Genomic DNA, 26231 nt, shown 5'->3' with positions numbered 1-26231 from the left:
ACAAATTCCAGTCAAAGGTTCAATCGCAACGCGACCACCTGAAACAGCTCTGTCATGGCTCCGATCATCCGCCGCACAAGCAACCCGATCACACCTAACGTGATGCACGCCCCGCCGACGAAAACGAGCCCTCCGTTGTTCCCGAAAAAGAACGTGGAAGCGGCCAAAGCGAAGCAGGCGAAAATGTGAAATAAGAAGGATGAAATGCCAGATCGTCGGCGCGCGGCCCAAAGGGCGAAGGTGAATTCGGATGGAGAATTTGTGCGCGTTTCAATGAACTTCAAGGGCATTCCTATAGTTTGAGGTTTATGAACCTTACATATCACATTTATCGATAATTTTCAACGCGTTGCGCTGGGTTCACTCAATGTTGTTGCCATGAGGTCGCAACAATCGTTCAATGGCGGAACCGATTAGCAAGAAGGGGCGATCAGATCATGAGCACGTTTGATGAAGACTTGTTTTTGAAGGGCTTAGAGCAGCGCAAAGCGACCCTAGGCGGCGCCTATGTCGAAAAGAACCTTGCGGCTGCTGATGATTTTACCATGCCGTTTCAAGAAGCGATGACAGCTTGGTGCTGGGGCTTTGGATGGGGCGACGATGCCATTGATGCGAAGACCCGTTCAATGATGAACCTGTCGATGATCGGCGCTTTGGGAAAGATGCAGGAATGGGAACTCCACTGCCGCGGCGCGATCAACAACGGTGTGACGAAAGAAGAAATTCGCGCCATCATACACGTGATCGCAATCTATTGCGGCGTACCACAGGGGCTAGAATGCTTCCGCGCTGCACGCAAAGTGCTAGAAGCGGAAGGGCTGCTTTAGCCCTTCTTTATATGCGCATCCCAAAGATCCGGACGCCGGTCCTGTGTGATCTTTTCCGACTGTGCTTTGCGCCATGCCGCGATTTTCGCGTGATTGCCAGATAGCAGCACATCAGGGATCGTGTGGCCCTGCCATTCCGCTGGCTTCGTGTATTGCGGATGTTCCAGTAGCCCGTTCGAATGGCTTTCTTCTTCGGTCGAGGCCATATTGCCCAACACACCGGGCAAAAGTCGCACGGTCGCGTCGATCATGGCCTGCGCGGCCAATTCGCCGCCGGTCATGACAAAGTCGCCAAGGCTGACCTCAATGATATTAAAATGCTCAAGCACCCGTTCATCGACACCTTCAAAACGGCCACACAGCAGGGTGACACCGTCGGCTTGTGACAACTCGCGCATCAGCGCTTGATCCATACGGCGGCCACGTGGGCTGAGGTAAATCAACGGCATCACACCCTTAGCAGAAGCACGCGCATCGTTAATCGCGGCCTCCAGCACATCGGCACGTAACACCATACCTGCGCCACCACCGGCGGGCGTATCATCGACGTTCCGATGCTTGCCGATACCGTATTCGCGGAGATCGTAAGTTTCGAGCTGCCATTTTCCGTCTTGCAAAGCACGCCCCGTCAGGCTTTCGCCGAGTACCCCCGGAAAAGCCTGTGGAAACAGCGTCAGAATTTGCGCGCGCCACGCACCTGCCAATTCAGGCGTGTCGGTCATCAACTCGCGCGGCTTCAGCGTTGGGCGAATGGATTTCCGCCCAATCGCACGGGCCTGATTGCCGCCGTGCGATTTCGTAGCCAAAGATTTCGAGACGGGCGGTTTGGGTGCATCTGTCATGGGCGGGCTTTTAGGCGCAAGCGCGACAGAACGCTAGGCTTTCCGCCAATGGCCAAGTTTTGCAGCCTCTGCCATTTGTTCTTTTTGCGCCGTGACCTGATCGTCTGGGTAATCCGCGCGGTTCATTGCCAAGAACTGCCCCCACAGATGCGGTTCCGCGCCCTTGGCACCAATACCGACTGGCAGCAACGCATCGCGTACCGTATCCGGCAGCGGCATTTGATCAACAAGCGCAGCCCCTGGACCCAGCGGGTTCTGTAAAGCGTGATCCAGCGGCAGGTATAGAACGTCGAGTGGGGCGATTGCCTCTGCGATGTCCTGTGCGACGGCTTCAAAATCAGCGGCGTCACGGAAGGTGGTCGCAAATTCTTCTCGCGTCATGGTTAGCCGACTGCGGCGCAAGACATGGCGATAAACACTGAACAACCATTCTTCCGCGTCGCGTGTCGACAAAAGGACCGTTATTTTTGCCTCAGGGAAACGATCTTCGAGGTAACCGACAAGATAAGTGATTAATGTGGGGGCTGCGCTGTAATCCATAACGGTCCCATGTCCGGGAATTTCACCACAGAACATTTCGCTACTGATCAATAGGTTACGGCCCGTTGGAACCGGGGTGGCGGCGAAGCCCGCGTCAAGTTCGCTGATCATATCTGTCAGATCGAGCGGGTTTTGTGTGGTGGCATATCGGGTGCACAGGCGCGCGACAGACTTGAAATGACGCGTGAGCCGGATTGTCAGATAGGGAGCCAACGCATCCCGATTAAGCCACAGGAAATGCTGCATCGAACTGGTGCCAGTGCGATGAAAACCGGGGTGAAGAAGGATTTGCTGCTGATCTGCCATCGGGTTTGCCTGACATGAGGTTTGGCGTAAGTATGGCGGTCATCAGGGGGCTGGGTAAAGCCATTGCAGATGTTTTGCGCTGCCTGTTGCGTCACGACATGGGGGCCAGCCCCCATACCCCCGAGATATTTATGACCAAAAGAAAGGCGGCCTAATCGTCAGCGAACAGACCAGCTGGCGGATCCGCGACGATTTTGCCTGATTTCAGGTCGACCGTGGGCACGGCGGCCTGTGTGAAGGGCAGAAATACGGTTTCGGGAGTTGTCGGTGGTGTGATTTCCAGCAGATCGCCCGCGCCATGATCAACCACATTTTTGACCTTGCCGAGCGTCGCGCCGCCCGTATCGACCACCGTCAAGCCGATCAGGTCTGCGTAGTAATATTCGTCGTCATCCACTGGCGGCATTGCATCGCGTTCCGCATAAAGCGGCGTGTTGCGCAGCGCGTCTGCTTCTTCTTTTGTCGTGATACCAGAGACTTGAGCGGAAAATCCGTTTTTCAGTTGGCCCGTCAGAACCACCTGCGTAAAGGCACGGCCGTCTTCGGCATAAAGCGGTGTGTAGTCGGCGATGGCGGCTGGGTCTGCGCAAAAAGATTTCAGCCGGACTTCACCTTTGACGCCAAAGGAGCCACCAAGCGAGCCTACGATTACACGTGTGTCTGTGGTCATCAGATCAAACTCCTTTGCGAAAGACCGGCAACGCGATCTTTGGAAAAAGAGCGGTCGGGCGGCAATACATGCGCCGCCCGACCAGCGTCAGAGATTTACTCTTCTGCTGCAGCTTCTTCAGCTGGTGCAGCTGCGGCTTCAGCAGCGTCTGCTGCTTTTTGCGCTTTTTCTTCTGCGCGTGCTTGTGCTGCTTTACCTGGTGTACCCTTTTTAGGGTTAGACCGGTCTTTCTTCGGCAGTTCGCCTGCAGCTTCCAGCATACGGGATACACGGTCTGTGACCTGTGCGCCTTCACCCAACCAGTACTTCACGCGCTCCATGTTCATTTTCACGCGCTCTTCGGAGTCTTTTGGCAGCATTGGGTTATATGTGCCGAGTTTTTCGATGAAACGACCGTCGCGTGGCATGCGGCTGTCCGCTGCAACGATAGAATAGTGAGGGCGCTTTTTGGAACCGCCGCGGGCGAGACGAATTTTCATAGCCATGGTGTTAGTCCTTTAATTTCAGTCTATTAGGATTGGTGTTGTTTGTGGTGTTGGATGACTTCCTGAATAATGAAATTCAGGAATTTCTTGGCGAATTCCGGGTCGAGATCGGCCCGGTCTGCAAGGTCGGTAAGCCGCGCGATCTGTTTTTGTTCGCGGTCTGGATCGGACGGGGGCAGGGCGTGTTCTGCTTTGAGAACGCCTACGGCCTGCGTGTGTTTAAAGCGTTCGCCAAGCGTGTAGACGAGGATCGCGTCGAGGCGGTCGATGCTCTCGCGGTGGCCCTTGAGGATGTCGGCGGCTTTGGTTGTCGTATCGGTCATGCGGCCCCCAAAAGTAACATGTGACTTGCGTGCACAATGCGTGCACAACCCGTGCACTGCGATGTCGGATATGTCATCGATGCGCCCCCTCGGGATCGGGGTGACGGTAAACGATGCAATCGCCATAGGACGCAGGCGTCTTGGCTGAAATATCGAGCGTCGCACCAAGCTTTTGCGCCAAGGCGATAGAGCGGACATTTTCAGGGGCGATATAGGAGACCGCTGTGCGCCAGTTCAGCGCGTCAAAGGCATGCGTGATGGCCGCTTTGGCCGCTTCGTATGCGACGCCGGTACCTTCGACAGCAGGGTCCAGTACGATCCAGCCGATTTCGGTTTCAGGCCAGTCTTCGGGTGTCCAAGGGCCGACAAGGGCGACGGCGTCGTTGTCGCCACGGATTGTCACGGCCCACATGCCGTACCCAAAGATTTCCCAATGTCCCAGCTCGGCGGCGAATGCACGCCACGTGTCACCGATGCTTTTCGGGCCATCAAGACCTTTGGACCGATCAGACGTCATGAACGCACGAAACGCACCATAGTCGCCCGGTTCGGGGCGGCGTAGGATCAGCCGTTCTGTTTGCAAGGTCATATTGCTCATGGCTTATTTCTTTTTCCCGAAGCCAGACAAACCGGGGGGGAGGCCCATGCCGCCGCCAAGACCAGGCATGCCTTTTGGCATCTGGCCTTGCAGGGCTTTCGCCGCCGCTTCCATTGCAGCAGGATCGTTCATGTCGGGCATACCGCCCGGCATTCCGCCGCCTTTGCCGAACATGCCTTTCATGGCTTGTTTCAGCATGCCGCCTTTACCCATCTTGCCCATTTTCTTCATCATATCAGCCATCTGACGATGCTGCTTGATGAGTTTGTTGAGCTCGGACACTTCAAGACCCGCACCCTTAGCGATCCGTTTCTTGCGAGAAGCGGCAAGCAACGCAGGGTTTGCGCGTTCTTTCTTCGTCATGGAATTGATCAGGGCGATTTGGCGTTTCAGGATGCTGTCATCCATGCCCGCCTTATCCATCTGTGATTTCATTTTGCCCATGCCGGGCATCATCCCCATCATGCCTTCCATGCCGCCCATCTTCATCATCTGTTCGAGCTGCATCTTCAGGTCGTTCATGTTGAACGCGCCTTTTTGGAAGCGCTTCATCATGCGTTCAGCTTGTTCGGCCTCGATGGTTTCTTGGGCTTTTTCAACAAGGGCGACGATGTCGCCCATGCCTAGAATGCGGCCAGCGACACGGTTTGGTTCAAACGTTTCAATCGCGTCGAGCTTTTCACCAAGACCCACGAAGCGGATCGGCTTACCAGTGATCGCACGCATCGAAAGTGCTGCACCACCGCGTCCGTCGCCGTCCATCCGTGTCAGGACAACGCCGCTGACGCCGATTTTGTCGTCGAATTCTTGGGCCACGTTGACCGCGTCTTGACCCGTCAGGCCATCAACCACGAGCAGGGTTTCGCGCGGCTGGGCGACGTCACGGACGGCAGCGGCCTGCGCGATCAGTTCTTCGTCGATGTGCAAACGACCAGCGGTATCAAGCATATAGACGTCGTAGCCACCAAGGGACGCTTGGGTTTTCGCGCGTTTCGCAATCGCAACCGGATCTTCGCCTTTGACGATTGGCAGTGTGTCCACACCGATCTGGTTGCCCAAGATTGCCAGCTGTTCCATCGCCGCGGGGCGGTTCGTATCAAGCGACGCCATCAACACGCGCTTGCCTTCGCGTTCTTTCAAACGCTTCGCCAGCTTCGCAGTGGTTGTGGTTTTACCGGACCCTTGCAGACCAACCATCAAGATCGGGGCAGGCGGGTTGTCGATTTTCAGCGCACCCGGATCACTGTCGCCGGTCAACACATGTTCAAGTTCGTCATGGACGATCTTGACGACTTGCTGGCCGGGCGTGATGGATTTGGTGACGGCTTGACCGGTTGCTTTTGCTTCGACCGCTTTGACGAAATCACGGGCGACGGGCAGGGAAACGTCGGCCTCAAGTAGGGCCACGCGGACTTCGCGCAGCGCTGTTTTCACGTCGTCTTCGGACAAAGCCCCTTGTTTGGTGAGCTTGTCGAAGACGCCGCCAAGGCGTTCTGATAGGTTCTCAAACATCGGCACTAAGCCTTTCGTCGTTGGTTGCGTCACCTTTCCATATAGGAACGAGACGCTGAATGCAGTAGCGCCCCCACGGGCGTAACACGCTGGTGGGGGGCGATCCCTTTTACAAAAGGGACCGGAAGTCTGTTGCTTCCGGAGTTGGGTCGCGAATTAGACGGCAGAGGCGTCTGAGTCAAGTCATGGCGTGAAACTGCTGATCGGCCATTGGCTGTCTCTTGCGCATGTGAACGTAAAGCGCCAATAATAGCCAGAACTGTTTGTATTTGCACAGGTCGTATCATGGACAATTGGGACGAAATCAGGACTGCGTATCAAGTAGCCCGTAACGGTACTGTCAGCGGTGCGGCAGACGTTTTGGGTGTGCATCATGCGACCGTGATCCGGCATATCGACGCCTTGGAACAACGGCTGGGTGTGAAGTTGTTTCAGCGCCACGCGCGTGGCTATGCGCCGACAGAGGCAGGCACGGATTTGTTGCAAGTCGCCAAAGCGACGGATGATCAGTTTTCCCAACTTGTTAGTCGGATCAAGGGGCTGGGGGAAAGCGTCAGTGGCGAACTTGTGGTGACGTCACTGCTTAGCTTTTCGCAAATGCTGGCGCCTATGCTTGCCCAATTTCAGACGGAACATCCTGATATCCGTATCCGCTTTTTGACTGGTGAACGTTTGTTCCGGCTCGAATATGGCGAAGCCCATGTCGCGATCAGGGCAGGTGCCATGGCGCCTGATCAACCCGACAACGTTGTGCAGCCACTGATGGAAACGACCGTCCAGCTTGTCGCGTCTGAAGCGTATATCGCGCGTTTCGGGATGCCGGATGGGGTCGACGATTTCCATAACCACAGGTTTGTGGGGTATGATAATGTGGATCATCGTGCGCCATTCGCCCGTTGGCTCGCTGAAATTGTACCGAAGGAAAACTTTGTCTACCGCGCAACCGATGAACGCGCGCTGCAAGACAGTATTCTTGCGGGGGCGGGCATCGGATTTGTCGTAAACTCTGCGGTCAGCCGATACCCGGCATTGATTCCAGTCATTCCGCCAATTCCGGAATGGAACATCAAAATGTGGCTGGTTACCCACGTTGATTTGCACCGCACGACAAAGGTCCAAACCTTTTTGTCCTTCGTCAAAGGGTACATGAAAAATTGCGACCTCTAGCTTTAAGCGGGCCGGCGTTGGCCGGTCACCTTGCGATGTTGCTGTTTTCGGTGCTGGTCGCGGGATCGTTTGCACTAGGTGTTTTGGTCGCCAATGAAATTTCGCCGATGGCGCTAAACGCTGTTCGCTTTTGGATAGCGGCCGGTATCGTTGGCGGCATTGCATTCGGCACTGGTGCTATCAAAAGCGGCGACTTTCGTGCGCCATGGCGATACCTGATCCTTGCCGTGGTCTTTACCTTCTACTTTGTCTTGATGTTTGAGGGCCTGAAAACGGCGCCGTCGGTCAGCGCCGCTGCGGTCTTCACCTTAACCCCGATCCTGTCCGCGATCTTTGGCTACGTCATGTTGCGTCAAGTCACGACGTCCCGTATGGCGCTTGCGCTTGGGATCGGCGCATTAGGTGCGATCTGGGTGATTTTCCGGGCCGATGTATCCGCAATCCTTGGTTTTGATGTTGGTCGCGGCGAGATGATTTATTTCTGGGGCTGTGTGTCGCACGCGGCTTACACGCCGCTGGTTCGTAAGCTGAATCGCGGAGAAACAGCGCTTTCATTCACCTTTGGGACCTTGGTCGCGGGGGCTTTGATCCTGACGGTGCTTGGATTGCCAGAGATCATCAGGACCGACTGGGCGGATCTGCGGCCCTTGGTTTGGGTGACTATATTATACGTCTCAGTCTTTGCATCTGCGACGACGTTCACGTTGCTGCAATTCGCATCGCTCCGCCTGCCAAGCGCAAAGGTTATGGCGTACACCTACCTGACCCCAAGTTGGGTGATGGTCTGGGATGTGGCGTTGGGCAACCCGCTGCCACCTGCGATGGTTCTTTTAGGGATCGGTCTGACGATTGTGGCGCTGCTGTTGTTGTTGCGGGAATAGGGCGATCTAATCGGGGCGAAGTTCGGTTTCCAAGAACCGCTCAAACGCGTCCAGATCAAGCCCGCCCATCTGCCCGAAGCCCTGCATCCATGTGGACGCTTCGCGCAGGTTGTCCGGTTCCAGCTTGCACCATTTCACGCGACCGCGTTTTTCTTGGCTAATCAGACCTGCTGCAGTCAGCACGCCCAAGTGTTTGGAAATTGCGGCGAGCGACATCTCAAACGGCTCTGCAACGTCGGTCACGGCCATATCATCTTCGAGCAACATCGACAGAATCGCACGCCGCGTCGGATCGGCGAGGGCTGCAAAGATAATGTCGAGCGGCTGTGTCATGCTGATAGGCTTATCCTGATAATTCGGAGCGTGCCAGAGAAGATCAACCAAATGGTTGAATGTCTGATTGGCCTGAATTGAGTCTGTTTTGTGGTGTCGACTGATGCGGAGTGTTGTCTAGTAGGTTGTTTTTGTTTGATTATATTGGCGGTCACATTCTGTTGACTCTGTTTGGCCCTGCACCTAAACCATGCGCAACATCTGAGGGGGCAATTCCTTGTCCAATGAACCTGATCACGCGGAACGACTGAAAGCCCTAGAGGCCAAAATCGATGCGCTGAAAGCAGGTCCAGAAATCAAGGACCATTCAGAGGAACATTATTCCCAAGCCCAGATGGCATGGCGGATGGTGATCGAATTAGTAGCCGGTCTTGGGATCGGTTTCGGCATCGGATACGGGCTGGATAGCCTGTTCGGGACAACCCCGATCTTTCTGGTGATATTTATATTCTTGGGCTTCGCGGCAGGTGTGAACACCATGATGCGGTCAGCCAAAGAGATGCAGAACAAGCAGCTGAATGCTGCGAATGAAGAGGATGATCAACGTGGCGACTGATGCACATTCCGAAGAAGGTCTTGTCTTTCACCCCCTCGATCAGTTTATCGTCAAGCCGCTGTTTGGCGACGGCGAAGTAGGCCTGTTCACAATCACAAACGCAACGCTTTGGATGGCCATCGCCGTTCTCGCGATCATCGCGGTTTTCGTGATGGGGTCCAAAGGCCGCGCGATTGTCCCGACACGGGTACAGTCGATTGCAGAGCTGATGTATTCCTTCGTCTACAAAATGGTTGAAGATGTCACCGGCAAAGATGGCATCAAGTACTTCCCATATATCATGACATTGTTTGTGTTCATCTTGTTCGCAAACTATTTGGCCCTGCTGCCGATGTCCTTCTCTACAACATCCCACATCGCTGTGACTGCGATCCTTGGTTTCGGCGTCTTTATCGCCGTGACTGTACTGGGTTTTGTTCTGAACGGCGCATCCTTCTTGGGCATGTTCTGGATGAAAGACGCACCAGCAGTGTTGCGTCCGATCATCGCGATCATCGAAGTTATCTCGTACTTCGTGCGTCCGGTAAGCCACTCTATCCGTCTTGCGGGTAACGTGATGGCTGGCCACGCAGTTATCAAAGTTTTCGCAGGCTTTGCCGCTATCGGCATCATCAGCCCTGTATCCATCGCAGGCATCGCCGCCATCTACGGACTGGAAGTCCTCGTGGCCGGTATCCAAGCCTACGTATTCACCATTCTGACCTGTGTGTATCTGAAAGACGCGCTTAGCCCGCATCACTAAGACCACCACACTTGTCCGACCACTAACGACACAAATTCAAAATTCCATCGTAAGGAGAAATATCATGGAAGGCGAACTCGCACACATCGGCGCTGGCCTGGCTGCAATCGGTTCCGGCGCTGCCGCTATCGGTGTTGGTAACGTTGCTGGCAACTACCTCGCAGGCGCACTGCGTAACCCATCCGCAGCTGCATCGCAGACTGCTACACTGTTCATCGGTCTCGCATTCGCAGAAGCACTTGGTATCTTTGCATTCCTCGTGTCCTTGCTGCTGATGTTTGCTGTCTAAGACAACCGATCTATCCTTACGGCTGGCTGGCGTGATACGTCGCGCCAGCCGGTAACTTAACAGGACTTCGGGGGCCAAAATGGCAACAGAAACAGTTGAACACGCAGTTGGCGCATGTGTTGGCCCGTCGGGCAGCGCCATTGGGATGCCACAGCTTTGTGCTGATTGGATCCCGAACCAGATTTTCTGGCTGTTGGTCACACTTGTTGTGATCTTCTTTGTACTGTCACGCATTGCATTGCCGCGGATCGCATCCGTGCTCGCAGAGCGGTCAGGTACAATTACGAATGACATTGCTGCCGCTGAAGAATTGAAGCTGAAAGCCCAAGAGGCCGAAGCTGCATATAACCAAGCGCTGGCAGACGCCCGTTCTGAAGCTGCAAAGATTGTAGCCGAAGCGAAGGCAGAAATTCAGTCTGAACTGGACGCGGAATTGGCAAAAGCCGATACGCAGATTTCAGCCAAGACTGCTGAAAGCGAAGCTGCGATTGCGGAAATTCGCGCTGGTGCTGTCAAAAGCGTCACTGCGGTTGCCAAAGATACAGCTGGCGAAATCGTTGCTGCACTGGGTGGTAAGGCTGATGCCAAAACCGTCACTGCTGCGGTCACTGCACGGATGAAAGGGTAAGCTATGAAACTACTTATGACTGCTCTTTTGGCTGTGATGGCGTCCCCTGCATTTGCTGCGAGCGGCCCGTTTGTATCGCTGAAGAACACAGACTTTGTTGTTCTGATCGCGTTCCTCGTGTTTGTTGGCATCTTGGTTTACTTCAAGGTTCCAGGCAAAGTCGGCGAAATGCTGGACGCCCGTGCGACTGGCATCAAGTCTGAACTGGACGAAGCCCGCGCATTGCGCGACGAAGCTAAGGCGTTGTTGGCATCCTACGAGCGTAAGCAGAAAGAAGTCCAAGAGCAGGCCGACCGTATCGTCGCATCTGCAAAGGACGAAGCTGCGAAAGCTGCGGCAACTGCGAAAGACGACATCGTGGCATCCGTTGCCCGTCGTCTGGCAAGCGCCGAAGAGCAAATCGAAGCGGCGCAAGCTGCGGCTGTGAAAGACATCCGCAACCAAGCTGTGACAGTTGCCGTTGGTGCTGCGCAAGACATCATCGCAAAGCAAGCTGATGCGAAAAGCACAGCAGCCTTGATCGACGACGCAATTGCCCAGGTCGGTGCGAAACTGCACTAAGCTGCGATTTAGTTGAATTTGAAAAACCCGATTGCTGAAGAGCGGTCGGGTTTTTTGTTGGGTTTATAGAGGTCAGGGATGTCCGCATTGAGCCCATATTGCAAGAATGCTGTGATACAGCCAATGTCGGCTATATCCATTGTAGGAACAGAGAAATGGCAACTGCTTGGCTTCAAATGCATGATTTTTCGTCTAAAGAACTGGGGAACATGTCGAGAGCAGAAATGTTGGTTGCGTTCGACAGTGTGGATTGGCGGGCAGAGCGTTCTAAGAATAGCGAAGATGATCCCAATACAAATTGTCCGCCAGGTTTTGGAATCAATCTGGGTGGCAATATCCTCCATCTATGCCCTTACGACGATCACAATATGTTCTTCCACCTTCACTATGAAGCTGACGCAAGGTTCATTGGGATTGTGCCGATAAAACGGAAGCGTAGTCACTACGTGGAAAGCTACCCTGTCGGCGATGCTCCAAAGGTAATAACGTATTTCATGCTGAACGATCTTAGGCGAATTTTAGAGATCCGTTGAATATCACTCTGATCGATCGAAAGCAGCCGTTCCGTTCGCAACTAACAACGTTCGCTTCGTCCCGATTGCAGCCTTTGCCCTACCGCCCCGCCTCATGCTCAAATCGTTTCTTCGCGAACGCTTCGTTTCGATCCGCCTTTTGTTGGTCCTTCAGCGCCCCTTCGACGTAATCGAGGTGTGCTGCCACGGCTGCTCTTGCACCGTCCCGATCCCGCGCTTGTAGGGCCACGTTAATCGCCCGATGTTGTCCCAGTAAGTGATCGCGTGTCATGCGCTGTTTGAACATCACGGAGCGGTTGTAGAACACGCCTTCGCGTAGCAATTCATACATCGACCGCATCATGTGGAGCATGACGATGTTATGGCTCGCCTCGATGATCGCGAGGTGGAAATCAGCGTCCAGCTGCGCTTCATCGGATGGGTTCCGTTTTTGGTGCGCCACTTCCATCTTTTTGAAGATACTGTCGATTACGGCCAGATCGGTGTCGGACCCAAGATGGGCGGCGCGTTCGGCGGCAAGCCCTTCCATATCGCGCCGGAAGCTGATGTAGTCGAACACCGCCTCATCATGTGTCGCAAACAGGGTCACAAGGGCAGGGGCAAAGGCGGACCCGAGCACGTCGGCGACAAAGACCCCTGCGCCCGCTTTGGACACCAGCAGCCCTTGTTCCTGCAGTTCTGCAAAGGCTTCGCGCAAGGATGGCCGGGACACGTTCATGCGTTCGGATAATTCACGCTCTGACGGCAATCGTTCGCCGGGGCGTAAGATACCGCGCAGGATCAGACCTTCGACTTGGCGCACGACGCCCTTGGATAGTTTTTCCTGCTGAATAGGTTCAAACGGCATTATGTCCCCCGATATTGGTCAAATTATATGACCAGCGGAGTATGATCACAAACAAAAAAGGGCCACCCGTCTGGATGGCCCTTATTCTGCGATGGTTAGCAGATGTGCTTAGTTTGGTGTGATCACGATTTCAACGCGGCGGTTCTGCGCGCGACCGTTGGCATTCAGGTTTGATGCAACTGGTGCATCCTCACCGCGCCCTACGGACCGCAGCCGTGTTGGGGAAACGCCCGCGTTGATCAGGACCGATGACACCGCCTGTGCGCGACGCTGGGACAGATCAAAGTTGTAGGACGCGTCGCCGACGTTGTCGGTGTGACCGATTACGTTGATTGTGGAAGACGGGTTGTTGTTCAAGGACCGCGCCACTGCGAACAAATCATTTTGCGCTGTGCCGGATACTGACGCGCTGTCTGTTGCGAACAGGATGTTGTTCGGCAGGGTCACGGTCAGGTTGTTGCCGTTGTTCACGATACCCACGTTGTTGCCGAGCGATTGGCGCAGTTCTTCTTCCTGACGGTCCAGAACAGAACCGATACCGCCGCCTGCCGTGCCGCCGAGCAACGCACCAACAACAGCGCGCTGGCCGCGTTCGCTGCGGCTGTCAGCTGTGGCCGCACCCAAGATTGCACCACCGATCGCGCCGATCGCTGCACCGTTACGGGTTTGGATGTTGTCGTTTGGCCCGCCTGTGCCGGAACATGCTGTGACAGCGATCAGGGAAGTGGCCGCGAAAATCATTGGGAGTTTTGTAAAGGTCATGTGTTCAGTCCAGTTAAAAGCGCACCGCAGTGCTATTGCTGCACAATCTATGCCGGAACCCAGCGCGTTATCCAATAACGAAGCGTATGATAGCGGATGTCCGCCTGTTTTCTAAGGCGCTGTTGCAGCATCGTGTCGGGCGGTTTCCCATGCCAACATCGCACGTTTACGGTTTAAGCCCCAGTGGTAGCCGCCCAGTTCACCTGATTTCCGCAAAGCGCGATGGCACGGAATCAACCAAGATACCGGATTGCGCCCCACGGCCGTACCTACGGCGCGCACGGCCTTTGGTGATCCGATGGCCGTCGCGATTTCGGAATAGGTGGTGACTGTGCCGGTGGGAACTTGCAGGAGTGCTTCCCAGACTTTGATTTGGAACGGTGCCCCGATTAGGTGGAGCGGTGTGGCGTGATCGCTTAGCGCGAAGGCGGTGTGCACCCATGGGGTCAGATGTGCCGGATTTTCGATGAAGGTGGCGTTGGGCCAGCGCGACTGCAAGTCTTGCACGGCTGCCGCATCGCCCATGGTTTCGGCGAAGGCCGCGCCACAGATGCCTTTGTCCGTACCCATGACCAAGGTGGGGCCAAAGGGGCTGTCGAACCATCCTGAATAGATTGTCAGACCTGCGCCGCCTTTGGCGAAATCGCCGGGGCTCATGGCTTCCCATGTCAGGAACATATCGTGCAGACGGCCAGAGCCGGACAGGCCGACAGCGTCAGCGGTGGCCAAGGTTGTGAAACGTTCCCGCAGAAGTGTTTTTGCGTGGCCGAGCGCGAGATATTGCTGGTAACGTTTGGGCGACACGCCGACCCATTGCGAAAACAGGCGTTGGAAATGCGCAGGCGACATGTCCATTTGGCCCGCGAGCGCGTCTAATGAAAGCGGCGCATCAGCCGTATCAATCACGTCGATTGCGCGGGCCATGACGCCGTAATGATAAGAGTTCTGTGTCATGTGCGGACCGTAGCGGTTTTCACCGCCCCAATGCGACCCGATTGTTGCGGTTTGTGCGGCGGGGCGGCATACGGATTGCATGGCAAAGCAACTTGATTACAAAACCATCCGCGAGATTTTCACGCGTTTTCACGACGCAGAGGCTGAACCGAAAGGCGAGCTGGAACATGTGAATGTGTATACGCTTGTCGTTGCCGTCGCATTGTCGGCCCAAGCGACCGATGCTGGCGTGAATAAAGCGACGCGCAAACTGTTCGCGATCGCGGATACGCCACAAAAGATGCTCGATCTCGGGCTAGAAGGCGTCACAGAACATATCAAGACGATTGGGCTTTACCGGAACAAGGCCAAGAACGTCATCAAGATGAGCCAGATGTTGGTGGATGAATTCGACGGAGAGGTGCCAAATTCGCGTGCTGCGTTGCAATCGCTGCCCGGTGTGGGGCGCAAGACGGCCAACGTCGTTCTTAACATGTGGTGGGGACAACCTGCACAGGCAGTGGATACCCATATTTTCCGCGTCGGCAACCGATCTGGCATCGCGCCGGGCAAAGATGTGGATGCCGTTGAGCGTGCAATCGAGGACCATATTCCGGCCGATTTCCAACTGCATGCGCACCACTGGCTAATTTTGCACGGGCGCTATACATGCGTCGCGAGAAAACCAAAATGCGCGGCATGTCTGATCCGCGATCTATGTATGTTTGAGGATAAAAACCTATGAGTTCTTACGATGTGATCGGGATTGGCAATGCGATTGTTGACGTCATTGCTCCGGCTGAGGATACCTTTCTGGATCACATGGGCATCGAGAAAGGCATTATGCAGCTGATCGAAAAGGATCGTGCAGAGGTGCTGTATGCCGCGATGTCAGAACGCACGCAAACGCCGGGCGGGTCGGTCGCGAACACGATTGCGGGAATCGGGGCGTTGGGCCTGTCGACCGCATTTATCGGTAAAGTGAAAGACGACGCGCTTGGCCAGTTCTATGCCAAAGGTATGGCTGATGCAGGTACGGCGTTTCCGAACGATCCGGTCGCGGGTGCAGATGCACCAACGTCGCGGTCGATGATTTTTGTCTCTCCGGATGGGGAACGGTCGATGAATACCTATCTGGGCGCGGGCGCAGATATCGGTAGCGCAGACGTGGATGCAGCTGTGTTCGACGGCGGTAAAATCCTTTTCCTTGAGGGATACCTGTTCGACAAAGACGAAGGTAAAACAGCTTTCGCCGAAGCGGCAGCACAGATGAAAGCTGCGGGCGGGCGTACCGGTATTACCTTGTCTGATCCATTTTGCGCGGATCGTCATCGCGAAGACTTTAAACGTCTGATCACTGAAAGCATGGATTTTGCGATTGGGAACGACGCGGAATGGCTGACGCTTTATGAGACTGAAGACCTTGATGCCGCGCTCGATCAAGCGGCCGCCGTGTGTGACATCGTTGTCTGTACGCGGTCCGGTGATCCGGTTGTCGTGCGCGAAGGTGCTAAGTGTTTCGAGATTCCCGTCACCCCCGTCACGCCGGTTGATGCGACGGGCGCGGGCGATCAATTCGCTGCTGGTTTCCTGTTTGGTTTGGCGTCAGGACGTCCGTTGGATATCTGTGGCGCGATGGGCGTTCTCGCAGCAAGCGAAGTGATTGGTCACGTGGGGCCACGCCCGAAAGCGAACATCGGTGCTATGCTGAAACAAGCCGGGCTGCTTTGAGCCACATCTGATCAAGTGCGTCGATGGCTGCGGTATCAAAGCGGCTTTCTTCTTTCCAATACTTGCCGGATGGCACGACATAGCCAAGGCGGTCTTCCTCTGCGAGGGCCGCCGCTGCGGCTGTTGGACTGTGTGGCACCGGCAGGCTTGCGGCGGCTAATTCAGGGGTCGTACGTGGAAACGTCAGACGGCTAGGATCAGATGACAGGTTCACCATCGCGCAGCCCGATTGCGCGGCGAGGACCTGTAGGCGGGCCGATTTCGCTTCGAGACTGCGGAGGCTGATGTCGGCACGCAAAGGATCGGCAGTACCGGTTCCGTAGAAATGCGTTTTGGTCGCATCATACGTCATGTCGCAGCCCATCATTGTGATGACAGACGGCTTCAGGGCCCCGAGTGCCCAATAGGCCGCGGTAAACGCCATCGTCCCACCTGCATAGACAAAACCACCAAAGGTGTTTTGGACCGGAACGTAATCGGTGGAGGTCACGATGCGCTGGCCGTCATGCATGTCCACTGGGCGTCGTTCGGGCGGAAAATCGTCGGGATGGATCAGTAGATCCCAATCGGGCCGGACCGCCCATGCATTATTGATCGTAAGGATCAGGTCGAAATGCTGCTTGGGCCAGTCGCGGGCTTTCACAACGTTTGGCCCGCTGCCGAGAATAAGAACTGTGTTCATGAATTACCCCTTTGTCTTTGCCAACTTAGGCCACGTGAACACACAGTCCAGCGCGCGCGGAAGGCATAGGAGCCTCCGGCGGGGATATAGAGAACGTCAAAGAAGCGCGGACGTCGTGCGAAATTCAGCCGGTGTGTATAGACGGAGCGTCGCGGGGCTTAATCGCCGAGTTTGGCGTGTACTTCGTGCAGGTCGATTTCGCCGATCGGCATTTTGTTGGACGGATCGTGGAAATCGTATTTGAAGAGTTCGAAGTCTTTTTTGTAGATTTCATAGACCAAATGCATCGAGAGGTCGTCGAAGTAATCTTCGACGGGATGCGCGCGTTTCGGTCCGTGTCCTTCGCTTTCGTTGAAGCGCGGGATCGCGTTGATGTCGACAGGGGTCGGGGTGTCGATGTGATCCAGGACTTCTTGCATGCCGTCGTTGAACTTTTCGGTCCAGATGATTTTGTCGTAGCGGCCGCCATTCACGATGAAGGTAGACACGTGACCGGACATTGCCGACCAGTGAATGTCAGGTTCCATCGGGCGACGCCAACGGATGGTGTCGCGCGCAAACAAAAGAAAACGGCGGAACGACTGGATTTGGTCGAACTGGAAACCATCGTCGGGGCTGCCGACTTCGATCCCGTATTTCTGCACCAGAAGGGGGACAAGGTTGCCACGGTAGTATTTACCGTTCCGCTGGATACCGCAGATTTTATCAAAGAAGGACGACAGGATGCGGGTGTAAGGATTGCGCACGCACGTGAAGGCGTAGCTTTTGTGCGCTTGCACGTTGTCGGTAATCGGCTGATGGCTGTGATCTAGCGCCCATTTGTGCATGCCGTCTTTGGCATCATGGATATCGCCGTCAAAGAATTTGCCTTGGTCGGAGTAATACATGATCTGGCCAATAGTCGAACAGGCGCATTTGGGCACAACCCGATACACAACGCTTTCGCTTTCGGTCATCCAGACGCCAGGAAATCCCATAAAGTATCACTCCACAATGCGGCGAAAATGCCGCGACTTCGTCAACTGCTTAATCTGTGCATGCTAAAAAGCAAAGAAGGTCTGTAATTTCAATGTCCATTGCATGTATGTCTTGGCAACAAACACTTTACTGTGGCGATATAAGATCACCAAATGGCAAAAATTGCGTTCATATTGTTATGTCACAAAGACCCGGATGCCATAATTCGGCAAGCGACGCAGTTGACTGCGGCGGGTGATTGCCTTGCCATCCACTTTGATGCGCGTGCTCCACAGGCCGCATATGACAAGATGCGGGACGCATTTGCATCAAATCCGTCGGTGACCTTTGCCAAAAAACGCATCAAATGTGGCTGGGGTGAATGGTCGCTGGTGCAGGCGACGTTGAACGCGGTTGAAGCCGCCGTTGATGCATTCCCGCATGCGTCCCATTTTTACATGGTCTCGGGCGATTGCATGCCAGTGAAATCGGCGGACCATCTGCACGATTTTCTGGATCACGACGATGTCGATTACGTCGAAAGCTTTGACTACTTTGAAAGCGACTGGATCAAGACGGGTTTCCGCGAAGAACGCCTGATCTATCGCCATTGGTTCAACGAACGGACCCAGAAATGGCTGTTCTATACCAGCTTTAATCTGCAACGCCGTTTTAACATCACCCGCGATGTCCCTGCGGATATTCAGATGATGATCGGCAGCCAGTGGTGGTGTCTGCGTAGGCGGACAATCGAAGCGTTGCTCGATTTTGTGGCCAAACGGCGCGATGTGATGCGGTTTTTCAAGACGACTTGGATTCCGGACGAGACGTTTTTCCAGACGCTTGTGCGTCATCTGGTGCCCGGGACGCAGATCAAGTCGCGCACACTGACGTTCTTGATGTTTACCGATTACGGGATGCCGGTGACGTTTTATAACGACCATTACGATCTTTTGTTGGGGCAGGACGCGCTTTTCGCGCGTAAGATCAGCCCAGAGGCCTATGAACTGAAAGAACGGTTAGGCGAATTGTTCGTGTCGGGCCGAACGGATTTCGATATCTCTGACGAAGGGCGCAACCTTTACGGATTTCTAACGGGGCGTGGCCGCGTTGGGCGTCGTTTTGGTATGCGGTTCTGGGAACGCGAGGCGACGCTGGGGCGTGATCATGAGTTGATGATCATCGCTTGTAAAAAGTGGCATGTCGCCAAACGCTTGGTGGCTGCGATCAAGGAAAAGACCGAGATTCCTGCGATGGAGTTTCTGTTCAACGAAGATGGCAGCGACATGCCTGATCTAGGCGGGCTGGAGAATTCGGTCGAAAAACGGGCGCGTCACAGGCGTGCCTTGATCCGGATGTTGTTTGATCATCACGGGAAGAACCGGATGGTCATCTGTCTTGATCCTGGAAACTTTGACCTGATCGAGGATTTCGTCAGCGATAAAGCCAAGGTGCGCCTGCTAGAGATCAACTGCGAATTTAGCGATGCCTATCTGGAAGGCCACGCCAAACGGGTGCGATTGGCGACAGAACATAGCCCTGCCGATACGATTGCCCGTCTGATCCCCACGATCCGCAACGATGTGAATTTCGAAAGCGAAAGGCTGCGCGATGCAGACTTTGCGCATTTCGACCGCTTGCGCGAAACGGCTGATCTTGCAAAACAGACCGACGTGCTTTCGCGGTTCTTGAATGTGGATGCCGAAACGGCGCGGGCCTTGGCTGAAACCCCTTACTTATTTGTAGATTAGAGGTGTCCGATGGACTTTAACTATGACGACCAGAACATCTTTGCGAAGATTTTGCGTGGCGAAATCCCGAACAACACCGTCTATGAGAACGATCATGCGCTGGCGTTCAACGATCTATATCCGCAGGCGCCTGTGCATGTGCTCGTGATCCCTAAAGGGCCGTATATGAGCCTTGATCATTTTGCCCGCGATGCGTCTGTGGAAGAACAGGTCGGGTTCATGGCTGCCGTGTCCGAAGTTTGCCAAATCACCGGTGTCGATGCCGGTTTCCGTGCGATTGCGAATTCGCGTGATGACGGCGTGCAAGAGGTGCCGCATTTCCATATGCACATCATCGGCGGCAAGCCCTTGGGGCGGATGTTGCCAAAATGAGTGCTTCCGCACATTTCTGATTTCAGCAGGGGGCACGGTGACGTGTCACTTTTGCGTTTGTGCGCGGTGATAGGCTGCTTCTGGACCTGACAACGGAGCCTAGCGGCTTGATGTCAGCGCAAGGAACACGTCTTCGAGGTCGGATTGTTCTGTGCTGATATCGGCGATCTGGATACCTGCGGTGCGCAGAATGTCGAGAATTTGGTCGGCGCTGGTCTTTGCCGTGTGGTAGCTGAACGCCAACGTCCCGTCTGGCCGCGTTTGCCCGGTGATTGTGTCCGGTAAGGCAGGTAGGGACGCGTCGGTTGCAGGGCGCACGACGAGCGTTTTGCTATCAAGCCGTCCGAGCAGGTTTTCTGTTGTGTCCCGCACAATCATGTCGCCGTGATTAATAATCGCGATTTCATCACACATTTCCTGCGCTTCTTCGAGATAATGCGTGGTCAGAATGATCGTCGTGCCTTGTTCGTTCAGCTTGCGCACGTTGGCCCAAAGCATGTTGCGTAGTTCAATATCGACGCCCGCGGTTGGTTCATCCAGCACAAGAATATGGGGGGTATGCACGAGGGCTTTTCCCATCAACAGCCTGCGCCGCATTCCGCCAGACAGGGACCGCGCATAGGCGTCTGCTTTGTCCGTCAAGCCAATGAAATCAAGGATTTCATCGGTTTTGCGTTTCGATTTGGGCACCCCGTAAAGACCCGCTTGCACATCAAGTGACCCGCGCGGCGTGAAGAATGCATCAAGATGCGGTTCCTGCGGCATGATCCCGATAGATGCACGGGACTGGCGCGGGTTCGTGTCTTGGTCAAAGCCCCAGATTTTCACGGTTCCGGTGGTTTTGGTCACCAGTCCCGCAAGAATATTGATCAGGGTCGATTTGCCTGCACCGTTCGGGCCCAGCAGCCCGAAAACCGACCCGCGTGGAATGTTCAGATCAATGCCTTTGAGCGCGTCTTTGGCTTCGGTTTTGCCCGTCGCGGCGTAGGTTTTCGTCAGCCCTGCAATTTCGATGGCGTTCTGGGTCATGTCCGTCTTCCAATGTGTTTGTGGGCTCTGGCCATAGGCGTAGTGCTGGGCTATCAAGACGATCAGATAGTCGCAACCCACCAGCAATCAAGCAGGCCTTTGACATGACCACACCCGCCCCCGAGACCCGTATTGTATCTGAATGGCGCGTGTCATGTGATGGTGGCGATGGCGCGTTGGGTCACCCACGTGTGTGGTTGTCCATTCCGCATGATACCGGCTTTGTCGAATGCGGGTATTGCGATGCGAAAATCATCCACGAAGATTTCAAAGATACTGTAAAGTGAAGCGGTTAGCCCGGCTTTTTGCTGGGCTGTTGACTGCGATCGGGCTGTATCTGTTTGCCGCCGTTGTTGGGGCGTTGGTGCCCGGACCTACGGCCAAGGTCGCGCAAGGTGCGCAGACATCTGTCGTGCTGGCCGCTGGCCCGATCCATTACGATCTGTTGATTCCCGCTGATCCAGACACGCGTCAGGCATTTGGTTTCCTGACTGACTTTGGCGTGCCTGTGGAGGGTGCTGACTGGATCGTTGTCGGGTGGGGAAGTCGCGCGTTTTACACGGCGACGGGGACCTATCAGGATTTGGCGATTGGACCGGTGCTTCAGGCCGTGACTGGTGACAGTGCAGTGATGCGATTTGATGCCGCTTATGGCGATTTGTCAGGGCTGGGGCCCACCATTTCGTTGAGCCATGAACAAATGGCGCTATTGCGTGGCCAGATTTTGCAAGACTTGAACCACGATGATCTGGGCGGGCCTATCCCTATCGGGACTGACGGTTTCACGGCGACGGACGTATTTCTAGAAGCACAGGGGCATTTCTCGATCCTGCGGACCTGCAATGTCTGGATTGGACAGGTTTTGCGCGGTGCGGGCGTTAAGATGGGAATCTGGACCCCAACACCTTACGCTGTGACTCTGTCACGTTGGTGGTTCGGTTAAGCCGCAAACGCGCTGGCCCATCGGCCCGTAACATGGCAAAACCGATCCAAAGCACATCGGGAGATTTCACATGAGCCAGCAGTTCGGCAAAGGCTGTCATTTGCATCTGATTGACGGATCGGCGTTCATCTTCCGCGCCTATCACGCGCTGCCGCCGCTGACGCGCAAATCGGACGGGTTGCCGATTGGGGCGGTATCCGGCTTTGTGAACATGCTGCAGCGGTATATCGAAGGCAATTCAGGCCCCGATGCCGCGACCCATGTTGCTGTGATCTTCGATAAAGGTAGCCATACGTTCCGGAACGAGATGTACGACCAGTACAAAGCGAACCGCGATGCGATGCCCGAAGATTTGCGCCCGCAGATGCCGCTCACACGCGACGCGACGCGTGCGTTCAACATTGCCTGCGAAGAAATCGAAGGGTTCGAGGCTGACGATATCATCGCGACCCTGTCACATCAGGCGCGTGATGCGGGGGGCCGTGTGACGATTGTGTCTTCTGATAAGGACCTGATGCAGCTTGTTGGTGGCGGCGTTGAAATGCTCGACCCGATGAAGAATAAGCGTATCGACGATGAAGGCGTGCACGAGAAATTTGGTGTTGGTCCGAACCGAGTGGTTGATGTGCAAGCACTTGCTGGCGATAGCGTCGATAACGTGCCGGGGGCGCCGGGGATTGGGATTAAGACCGCCGCCTTGCTAATCAACGAATATGGCGATCTGGAAAGCCTGCTCGACCGTGCCGAGGAAATCAAACAACCCAAACGCCGCCAGACGTTGATTGATCATCGGGCGCAGATCGAACTGTCAAAACGGCTTGTCCAACTGGACTGCGAAATGGACCTGCCGTTTGATCTGGATTCGCTCGAGATCAAGGACCCAGATGCGGATACGCTAATGGGGTTCCTTCAGGAAATGGAATTCCGGACCGTTCTGAAACGGATCGCTGACAAAATGGGCGTCGAAGCGCCCGTCGTCGCTGACGCAGCACCAGTCGAGGCCGCAGCCCCCGAAGCCGTGCCGTTTGATGCGACCAAATACGAATGTGTGTCCGATCTGGCCGCGTTGCAGGTCTGGATCGACCGCATCTACGCGCGCGGCTATGTGGCAATTGATACAGAAACCACGTCTCTGAACGAAATGCGCGCGCAGTTGGTAGGCATATCGCTGTGCGTCGAAGCAGGGCAGGCGTGTTACATTCCGTTGACACATAAGGGCGGCCAAGCCGACGATTTGTTCGGCAACGATGACCTCGCCGAAGGGCAAATTGGGTTCGAGGAATGCCTAAAGGCTTTGACGCCAATGTTGACCGACCCGTCGATTGTGAAAATCGGTCAGAACATGAAATACGACAGCAAGATTTTCGCGAACCTCGGGATCATGGTTGCCCCCATCGACGACACGATGCTGATGTCCTACGCGATGCATGGCGGGATGCATAATCACGGCATGGATTTGCTGTCAGAGAAATACCTTGGGCACACGCCCATCCCGATTAAGCCTTTGCTTGGTAGCGGAAAATCCGCGATCACCTTTGACCGCGTGCCTGTCGCCGATGCGGTGCCTTATGCAGCTGAAGACGCGGATGTGACGCTCCGCCTGTGGCAGATGTTCAAGCCGAAACTGCATACGGTTGGTGTGACGACGGTGTACGAGACGTTGGAGCGTCCACTGGTTCCTGTGCTCGCGCAGATGGAACGGCATGGTGTGAAGGTGGATCAAGATACGCTTAGTCGGATGTCCAATGGCTTCGCGCAGAAGATGGCTGGGCTTGAGGACGAAATCCAAGAAAAGGCTGGTCGCAGTTTCAATGTCGGCTCGCCGAAACAATTGGGCGAAGTCCTGTTTGACGAGCTGAAGTTGGAAATGCCTGGGGGCAAAGCGCCCAAGAAAGGCAAGACGGGGGCTTATTCAACGGGTGTGGAAGTGCTCGAAGACCTTGCGACCGAGCATGATGTGCCGCGCCTGATTTTGGATTGGCGTCAGCTGTCGAAACTGAAATCGACTTACACCGACGCGTTGCAGGATCATATCAATGCGGACACGGGCCGGGTTCATACGTCCTACTCTATCGCCGGTGCAAATACGGGTCGTCTGGCGTCCACTGATCCGAACCTTCAGAACATTCCTATCCGGTCTGAAGAAGGGCGGAGGATTCGCGAGGCTTTCGTCGCGGATGAAGGCAAGGTACTGGTGGCGCTCGATTATTCCCAGATCGAACTGCGCATCTTGGCGCATATCGCGGGCATCGATGCGTTGAAACAAGCGTTCAAAGACGGGCAAGACATCCACGCGATGACAGCGTCCGAAATGTTCGACGTGCCGATGGATGAGATGACACCGGACATCCGGCGTCAGGCGAAAGCGATCAACTTTGGTGTGATCTACGGGATTTCAGGTTTCGGGCTTGCGCGTAACCTGCGTATCCCGCGCGGCGAAGCGCAGGGGTTCATCGACCGCTACTTCGAACGGTTCCCGGGCATCCGGGCTTACATGGACGAAACCGTCCAATTCGCGAAAGATCATCAATACGTGCAAACCTTGTTTGGCCGAAAAATCCATACACCGGAAATCAACGCAAAAGGTCCGGGCGCGGGCTTTGCCAAACGGGGCGCGATCAACGCACCGATCCAAGGGACAGCGGCTGATGTGATCCGCCGTGCGATGGTGCGCATGCCCGAAGCGATCAAGGACATGCCCGCGAAAATGCTGTTGCAGGTCCACGATGAATTGATCTTTGAGGTCGATGAAAACGCCGCTGATGACCTGATCGGTGTGGCCCGCGATGTGATGGAAAACGCAAGCGACCCTGCGGTCAAGCTTGATGTGAAACTCGCCGTGGACGCTGGCAAAGGTGCGAACTGGGCCGAGGCGCACTAGGTCTTCGCCCTTCTTTTGGTCATAAATATCTCGGGGGAGGTCTGGAGGGGGCTGGCCCCCTCCAGTGGCGCGACGGGTCATCACCCGTCGCAATCTGATTAGTTTACAGCATTTGCCTCAACGAGGTTCGCATCGCTTTTCGGCGCTTTGCTGATTTCAATCTGGCGCGGTTTCAGGGCCTCTGGCACTTCGCGCACAAGATCAATGTTCAGCATGCCGTCCACATGGGACGCGCCGGTCACACGGACGTGGTCGGCAAGCGTAAAGCGACGTTCAAAAGCACGGGTCGCGATACCACGATGCAGGTATGTCTTTTCGGCCTCGTCGTCCGCTTTACGGGCTGTCACAACAAGCGCGCGGTCGCGCACTTCGATCGACAAGTCGTTGTCAGAAAATCCGGCCACAGCGATGGCAATCCGCCAACCGTCTTCTTCGATCTTCTCGATGTTATAAGGGGGGTAGCTGTTCTGGCTCACGTCATTGGCAAGCGCGCGATCCATCAGATCGGCAATTTGGTCAAAGCCAACAGTGGCACGGTACAGGGGTGTCAAATCAAGTCGACGCATTTGGGTCATCCTTTATCAAGCGATAACAATGTGATGCCTTCCCATAGGGGACAGGCGGTTTGGCAAAGGCCCCATCATCGGCGGCCTCGTGATAAAGATGTGGTGACGTCGAAAATGGATTTCAAGGGGCGCAGTATCGCCTAGGGGCGCACAAATTTTGCGCCTGTTGTGTTGCGTTCACCCAAGGTGATCAAACGTTGGCTGCCACCGGCTTGGGCCGGACCGACGCTCGCGAAATGCGCTAACAATTCTTGCAGCGGGTCTTGCAGCGACGTGCCAAGCGACACTTGTTTTCCACCCGCTTGTGCGATGGCCGACACAACGGATACGATCTGTGCGCGTCCGTTTTGCACCCGAAACACGGGTGATCCGCTTGATCCGAACTCTGCCTCGCAATTCATGACAATCGCCCCGTTTTGGCGACCCAACACCGAACAGCTTTCTTGCAGGCTTGGTGCTTCGGACCGATCTTTCCCGTAAGACACAATAGAAATCTGATCCCCAGCCGTTGGTCTGGCTGCAATCGGAAAGGGTTGGATGCGCGTTCTGCGAATTGGTTGGTCCAACTCAAGCACAGCAATGTCATGTGCGACGTTGTTCACGCGCGCACCATCGCCGGTCGGATCGTAATCGGGGTGTACCACAAGCCGGCTTATCCCGCGCGTGGCCTCTGCACGTCCGTTTTTCAGTCCGGATTGAAAGATAAATTCATCTGCCGAAATCAGCTGATCATCGTCATCGTAAACACAATGCGCCGCAGTCAGCAGCAGTTTGTCCCTGATCAAAGCTGCCGTGCAAAAGCCCTTGTCGATGACATCAAGCCGACCGACAGCTTCCCAGCCTTGGCTGTCTTGCCGCGTCTCAAGCGTGACCAGCGCAGACCCCGCGTTGGTTTGCGCAGTGGCGACAGAGCCACCCACAATGGTTGCAGCGATCAAAACAAGAGAACGGATCATAACACGGCCCTATCTGGAGGTTCGTCGT

General features: G+C 55.2%; 33 protein-coding genes. 16 read left to right on the top strand and 17 right to left on the bottom strand.

The annotated features are described in order from the left end of the window. Positions 1-11: 11 nt before the first annotated feature. The gene (locus K3729_15525) at positions 12-284 is read right to left on the bottom strand and encodes a hypothetical protein (GenBank protein UWQ98810.1); all 273 of its coding nucleotides are present in this window, start codon (positions 282-284) and stop codon (positions 12-14) included. Between the two features lie 153 nt (positions 285-437). Here K3729_15525 and K3729_15520 point away from each other — a divergent pair, with 153 nt between their 5' ends. After that, entirely contained in the window at positions 438-827 is a 390-nt protein-coding gene (locus K3729_15520) for a carboxymuconolactone decarboxylase family protein (GenBank protein UWQ98809.1), read from the top strand. On the opposite strand, the gene trmD is transcribed toward K3729_15520, so the two are convergent. From trmD to ffh, 7 genes are all read right to left on the bottom strand, one after another. After that, positions 824-1669 (bottom strand): tRNA (guanosine(37)-N1)-methyltransferase TrmD, encoded by an 846-nt coding sequence (trmD, locus tag K3729_15515; GenBank protein UWQ98808.1) that lies wholly within the window; start codon positions 1667-1669, stop codon positions 824-826. The genes K3729_15520 and trmD overlap by 4 nt on opposite strands. Positions 1670-1702: 33 nt before the next feature. Next, complete coding sequence (locus tag K3729_15510; protein UWQ98807.1) at positions 1703-2515, bottom strand: hypothetical protein; 813 nt, start codon at positions 2513-2515, stop codon at positions 1703-1705. Positions 2516-2666: 151 nt separating this feature from the next. Beyond that, positions 2667-3185: a ribosome maturation factor RimM gene (gene rimM / locus K3729_15505; protein ID UWQ98806.1), complete on the bottom strand. Its 519-nt coding sequence runs from the start codon at positions 3183-3185 to the stop codon at positions 2667-2669. Between the two features lie 95 nt (positions 3186-3280). Next, complete coding sequence (rpsP, locus tag K3729_15500) at positions 3281-3670, bottom strand: 30S ribosomal protein S16 (protein ID UWQ98805.1); 390 nt, start codon at positions 3668-3670, stop codon at positions 3281-3283. A gap of 26 nt (positions 3671-3696) precedes the next feature. Further along, positions 3697-3993, bottom strand: a complete 297-nt coding sequence (locus tag K3729_15495; protein ID UWQ98804.1) for a chorismate mutase — start codon at positions 3991-3993, stop codon at positions 3697-3699. A gap of 73 nt (positions 3994-4066) precedes the next feature. Continuing rightward, complete coding sequence (locus tag K3729_15490) at positions 4067-4591, bottom strand: GNAT family N-acetyltransferase (protein ID UWQ98803.1); 525 nt, start codon at positions 4589-4591, stop codon at positions 4067-4069. Positions 4592-4594: 3 nt separating this feature from the next. Then, positions 4595-6103, bottom strand: a complete 1509-nt coding sequence (gene ffh, locus K3729_15485) for a signal recognition particle protein (protein UWQ98802.1) — start codon at positions 6101-6103, stop codon at positions 4595-4597. Positions 6104-6388: 285 nt separating this feature from the next. On the opposite strand from ffh, the gene K3729_15480 reads away from it, so the two are divergent. Both K3729_15480 and K3729_15475 read left to right on the top strand, forming a co-directional pair. Next, positions 6389-7270 carry a LysR family transcriptional regulator gene (locus K3729_15480; GenBank protein UWQ98801.1) on the top strand — a complete coding sequence of 294 codons (882 nt, stop codon included), beginning with the start codon at positions 6389-6391 and terminating at the stop codon, positions 7268-7270. A 35-nt stretch (positions 7271-7305) separates the two neighbouring features. Then, positions 7306-8151 (top strand): DMT family transporter, encoded by an 846-nt coding sequence (locus K3729_15475; GenBank protein UWR01088.1) that lies wholly within the window; start codon positions 7306-7308, stop codon positions 8149-8151. A gap of 6 nt (positions 8152-8157) precedes the next feature. Here K3729_15475 and K3729_15470 read toward each other — a convergent pair whose 3' ends face one another. Beyond that, the gene (locus K3729_15470; GenBank protein UWQ98800.1) at positions 8158-8484 is read right to left on the bottom strand and encodes a metalloregulator ArsR/SmtB family transcription factor; all 327 of its coding nucleotides are present in this window, start codon (positions 8482-8484) and stop codon (positions 8158-8160) included. A 217-nt stretch (positions 8485-8701) separates the two neighbouring features. Between K3729_15470 and K3729_15465 the strand changes: the two genes are divergently transcribed. The 6 genes from K3729_15465 (at position 8702) to K3729_15440 (ending at position 11793) form a co-directional block, all read left to right on the top strand. After that, positions 8702-9040, top strand: a complete 339-nt coding sequence (locus tag K3729_15465; protein UWQ98799.1) for an AtpZ/AtpI family protein — start codon at positions 8702-8704, stop codon at positions 9038-9040. After that, entirely contained in the window at positions 9021-9782 is a 762-nt protein-coding gene (locus tag K3729_15460; GenBank protein UWR01087.1) for a F0F1 ATP synthase subunit A, read from the top strand. Before K3729_15465 ends, K3729_15460 begins: the two co-directional genes overlap by 20 nt. A 64-nt stretch (positions 9783-9846) precedes the next feature. Further along, on the top strand, positions 9847-10071 hold the full coding sequence (locus tag K3729_15455; GenBank protein UWQ98798.1) for a F0F1 ATP synthase subunit C: 225 nt from the start codon (positions 9847-9849) through the stop codon (positions 10069-10071). Between the two features lie 79 nt (positions 10072-10150). Continuing rightward, a complete protein-coding gene (locus tag K3729_15450; protein UWQ98797.1) occupies positions 10151-10699 on the top strand; it encodes a F0F1 ATP synthase subunit B' in 549 nt (182 codons plus the stop codon). Positions 10700-10702: 3 nt separating this feature from the next. Next, the gene (locus tag K3729_15445) at positions 10703-11260 is read left to right on the top strand and encodes a F0F1 ATP synthase subunit B (protein ID UWQ98796.1); all 558 of its coding nucleotides are present in this window, start codon (positions 10703-10705) and stop codon (positions 11258-11260) included. Positions 11261-11415: 155 nt separating this feature from the next. Beyond that, a complete protein-coding gene (locus tag K3729_15440) occupies positions 11416-11793 on the top strand; it encodes a hypothetical protein (protein UWQ98795.1) in 378 nt (125 codons plus the stop codon). 79 nt (positions 11794-11872) lie between these two features. Here K3729_15440 and K3729_15435 read toward each other — a convergent pair whose 3' ends face one another. The 3 genes from K3729_15435 to K3729_15425 form a co-directional block, all read right to left on the bottom strand. Then, complete coding sequence (locus tag K3729_15435) at positions 11873-12640, bottom strand: FCD domain-containing protein (GenBank protein ID UWQ98794.1); 768 nt, start codon at positions 12638-12640, stop codon at positions 11873-11875. Between the two features lie 108 nt (positions 12641-12748). After that, positions 12749-13402, bottom strand: coding sequence for an OmpA family protein (locus K3729_15430; GenBank protein UWQ98793.1), 654 nt, complete (start codon positions 13400-13402; stop codon positions 12749-12751). A 111-nt stretch (positions 13403-13513) separates the two neighbouring features. Then, positions 13514-14356, bottom strand: a complete 843-nt coding sequence (locus K3729_15425; protein UWR01086.1) for a bifunctional helix-turn-helix domain-containing protein/methylated-DNA--[protein]-cysteine S-methyltransferase — start codon at positions 14354-14356, stop codon at positions 13514-13516. Positions 14357-14435: 79 nt separating this feature from the next. Here K3729_15425 and nth point away from each other — a divergent pair, with 79 nt between their 5' ends. Continuing rightward, complete coding sequence (gene nth / locus K3729_15420) at positions 14436-15080, top strand: endonuclease III (protein ID UWQ98792.1); 645 nt, start codon at positions 14436-14438, stop codon at positions 15078-15080. After that, positions 15077-16066, top strand: coding sequence for an adenosine kinase (locus tag K3729_15415; protein ID UWQ98791.1), 990 nt, complete (start codon positions 15077-15079; stop codon positions 16064-16066). Before nth ends, K3729_15415 begins: the two co-directional genes overlap by 4 nt. Here the strand turns inward: K3729_15415 and K3729_15410 are convergent. Together K3729_15410 and K3729_15405 are read right to left on the bottom strand one after the other, a co-directional pair. Beyond that, positions 16038-16748: a hypothetical protein gene (locus K3729_15410; GenBank protein ID UWQ98790.1), complete on the bottom strand. Its 711-nt coding sequence runs from the start codon at positions 16746-16748 to the stop codon at positions 16038-16040. The genes K3729_15415 and K3729_15410 overlap by 29 nt on opposite strands. A 158-nt stretch (positions 16749-16906) precedes the next feature. Further along, the gene (locus tag K3729_15405) at positions 16907-17725 is read right to left on the bottom strand and encodes a sulfotransferase family protein (GenBank protein ID UWQ98789.1); all 819 of its coding nucleotides are present in this window, start codon (positions 17723-17725) and stop codon (positions 16907-16909) included. A gap of 153 nt (positions 17726-17878) precedes the next feature. Between K3729_15405 and K3729_15400 the strand changes: the two genes are divergently transcribed. Further along, positions 17879-19456 (top strand): beta-1,6-N-acetylglucosaminyltransferase, encoded by a 1578-nt coding sequence (locus tag K3729_15400; protein UWQ98788.1) that lies wholly within the window; start codon positions 17879-17881, stop codon positions 19454-19456. Positions 19457-19465: 9 nt separating this feature from the next. Next, entirely contained in the window at positions 19466-19828 is a 363-nt protein-coding gene (locus K3729_15395) for an HIT domain-containing protein (protein ID UWQ98787.1), read from the top strand. Positions 19829-19927: 99 nt separating this feature from the next. Here K3729_15395 and K3729_15390 read toward each other — a convergent pair whose 3' ends face one another. Beyond that, on the bottom strand, positions 19928-20857 hold the full coding sequence (locus K3729_15390; GenBank protein UWQ98786.1) for an ABC transporter ATP-binding protein: 930 nt from the start codon (positions 20855-20857) through the stop codon (positions 19928-19930). A 104-nt stretch (positions 20858-20961) separates the two neighbouring features. On the opposite strand from K3729_15390, the gene K3729_15385 reads away from it, so the two are divergent. The 3 genes from K3729_15385 (at position 20962) to polA (ending at position 24681) form a co-directional block, all read left to right on the top strand. Beyond that, positions 20962-21144 (top strand): zinc-finger domain-containing protein, encoded by a 183-nt coding sequence (locus tag K3729_15385; protein UWQ98785.1) that lies wholly within the window; start codon positions 20962-20964, stop codon positions 21142-21144. Further along, the gene (locus K3729_15380) at positions 21141-21800 is read left to right on the top strand and encodes a DUF2459 domain-containing protein (protein ID UWQ98784.1); all 660 of its coding nucleotides are present in this window, start codon (positions 21141-21143) and stop codon (positions 21798-21800) included. The genes K3729_15385 and K3729_15380 overlap by 4 nt, the downstream gene beginning before the upstream one ends. A gap of 70 nt (positions 21801-21870) precedes the next feature. Then, positions 21871-24681 (top strand): DNA polymerase I, encoded by a 2811-nt coding sequence (gene polA / locus K3729_15375; GenBank protein ID UWQ98783.1) that lies wholly within the window; start codon positions 21871-21873, stop codon positions 24679-24681. A 98-nt stretch (positions 24682-24779) separates the two neighbouring features. On the opposite strand, the gene K3729_15370 is transcribed toward polA, so the two are convergent. Continuing rightward, positions 24780-25247, bottom strand: coding sequence for an Hsp20 family protein (locus K3729_15370; protein ID UWQ98782.1), 468 nt, complete (start codon positions 25245-25247; stop codon positions 24780-24782). Positions 25248-25387: 140 nt separating this feature from the next. Further along, complete coding sequence (locus tag K3729_15365; protein UWQ98781.1) at positions 25388-26203, bottom strand: trypsin-like serine protease; 816 nt, start codon at positions 26201-26203, stop codon at positions 25388-25390. Positions 26204-26231 lie beyond the last annotated feature (28 nt).

It is taken from the genome of Rhodobacteraceae bacterium S2214 (assembly GCA_025141675.1).
Classification (GTDB): Bacteria; Pseudomonadota; Alphaproteobacteria; order Rhodobacterales; family Rhodobacteraceae; genus Yoonia.
The sequence above is the reverse complement of the archived record's forward strand: the minus strand, read 5'-3'. Positions and strand labels throughout refer to the sequence as shown.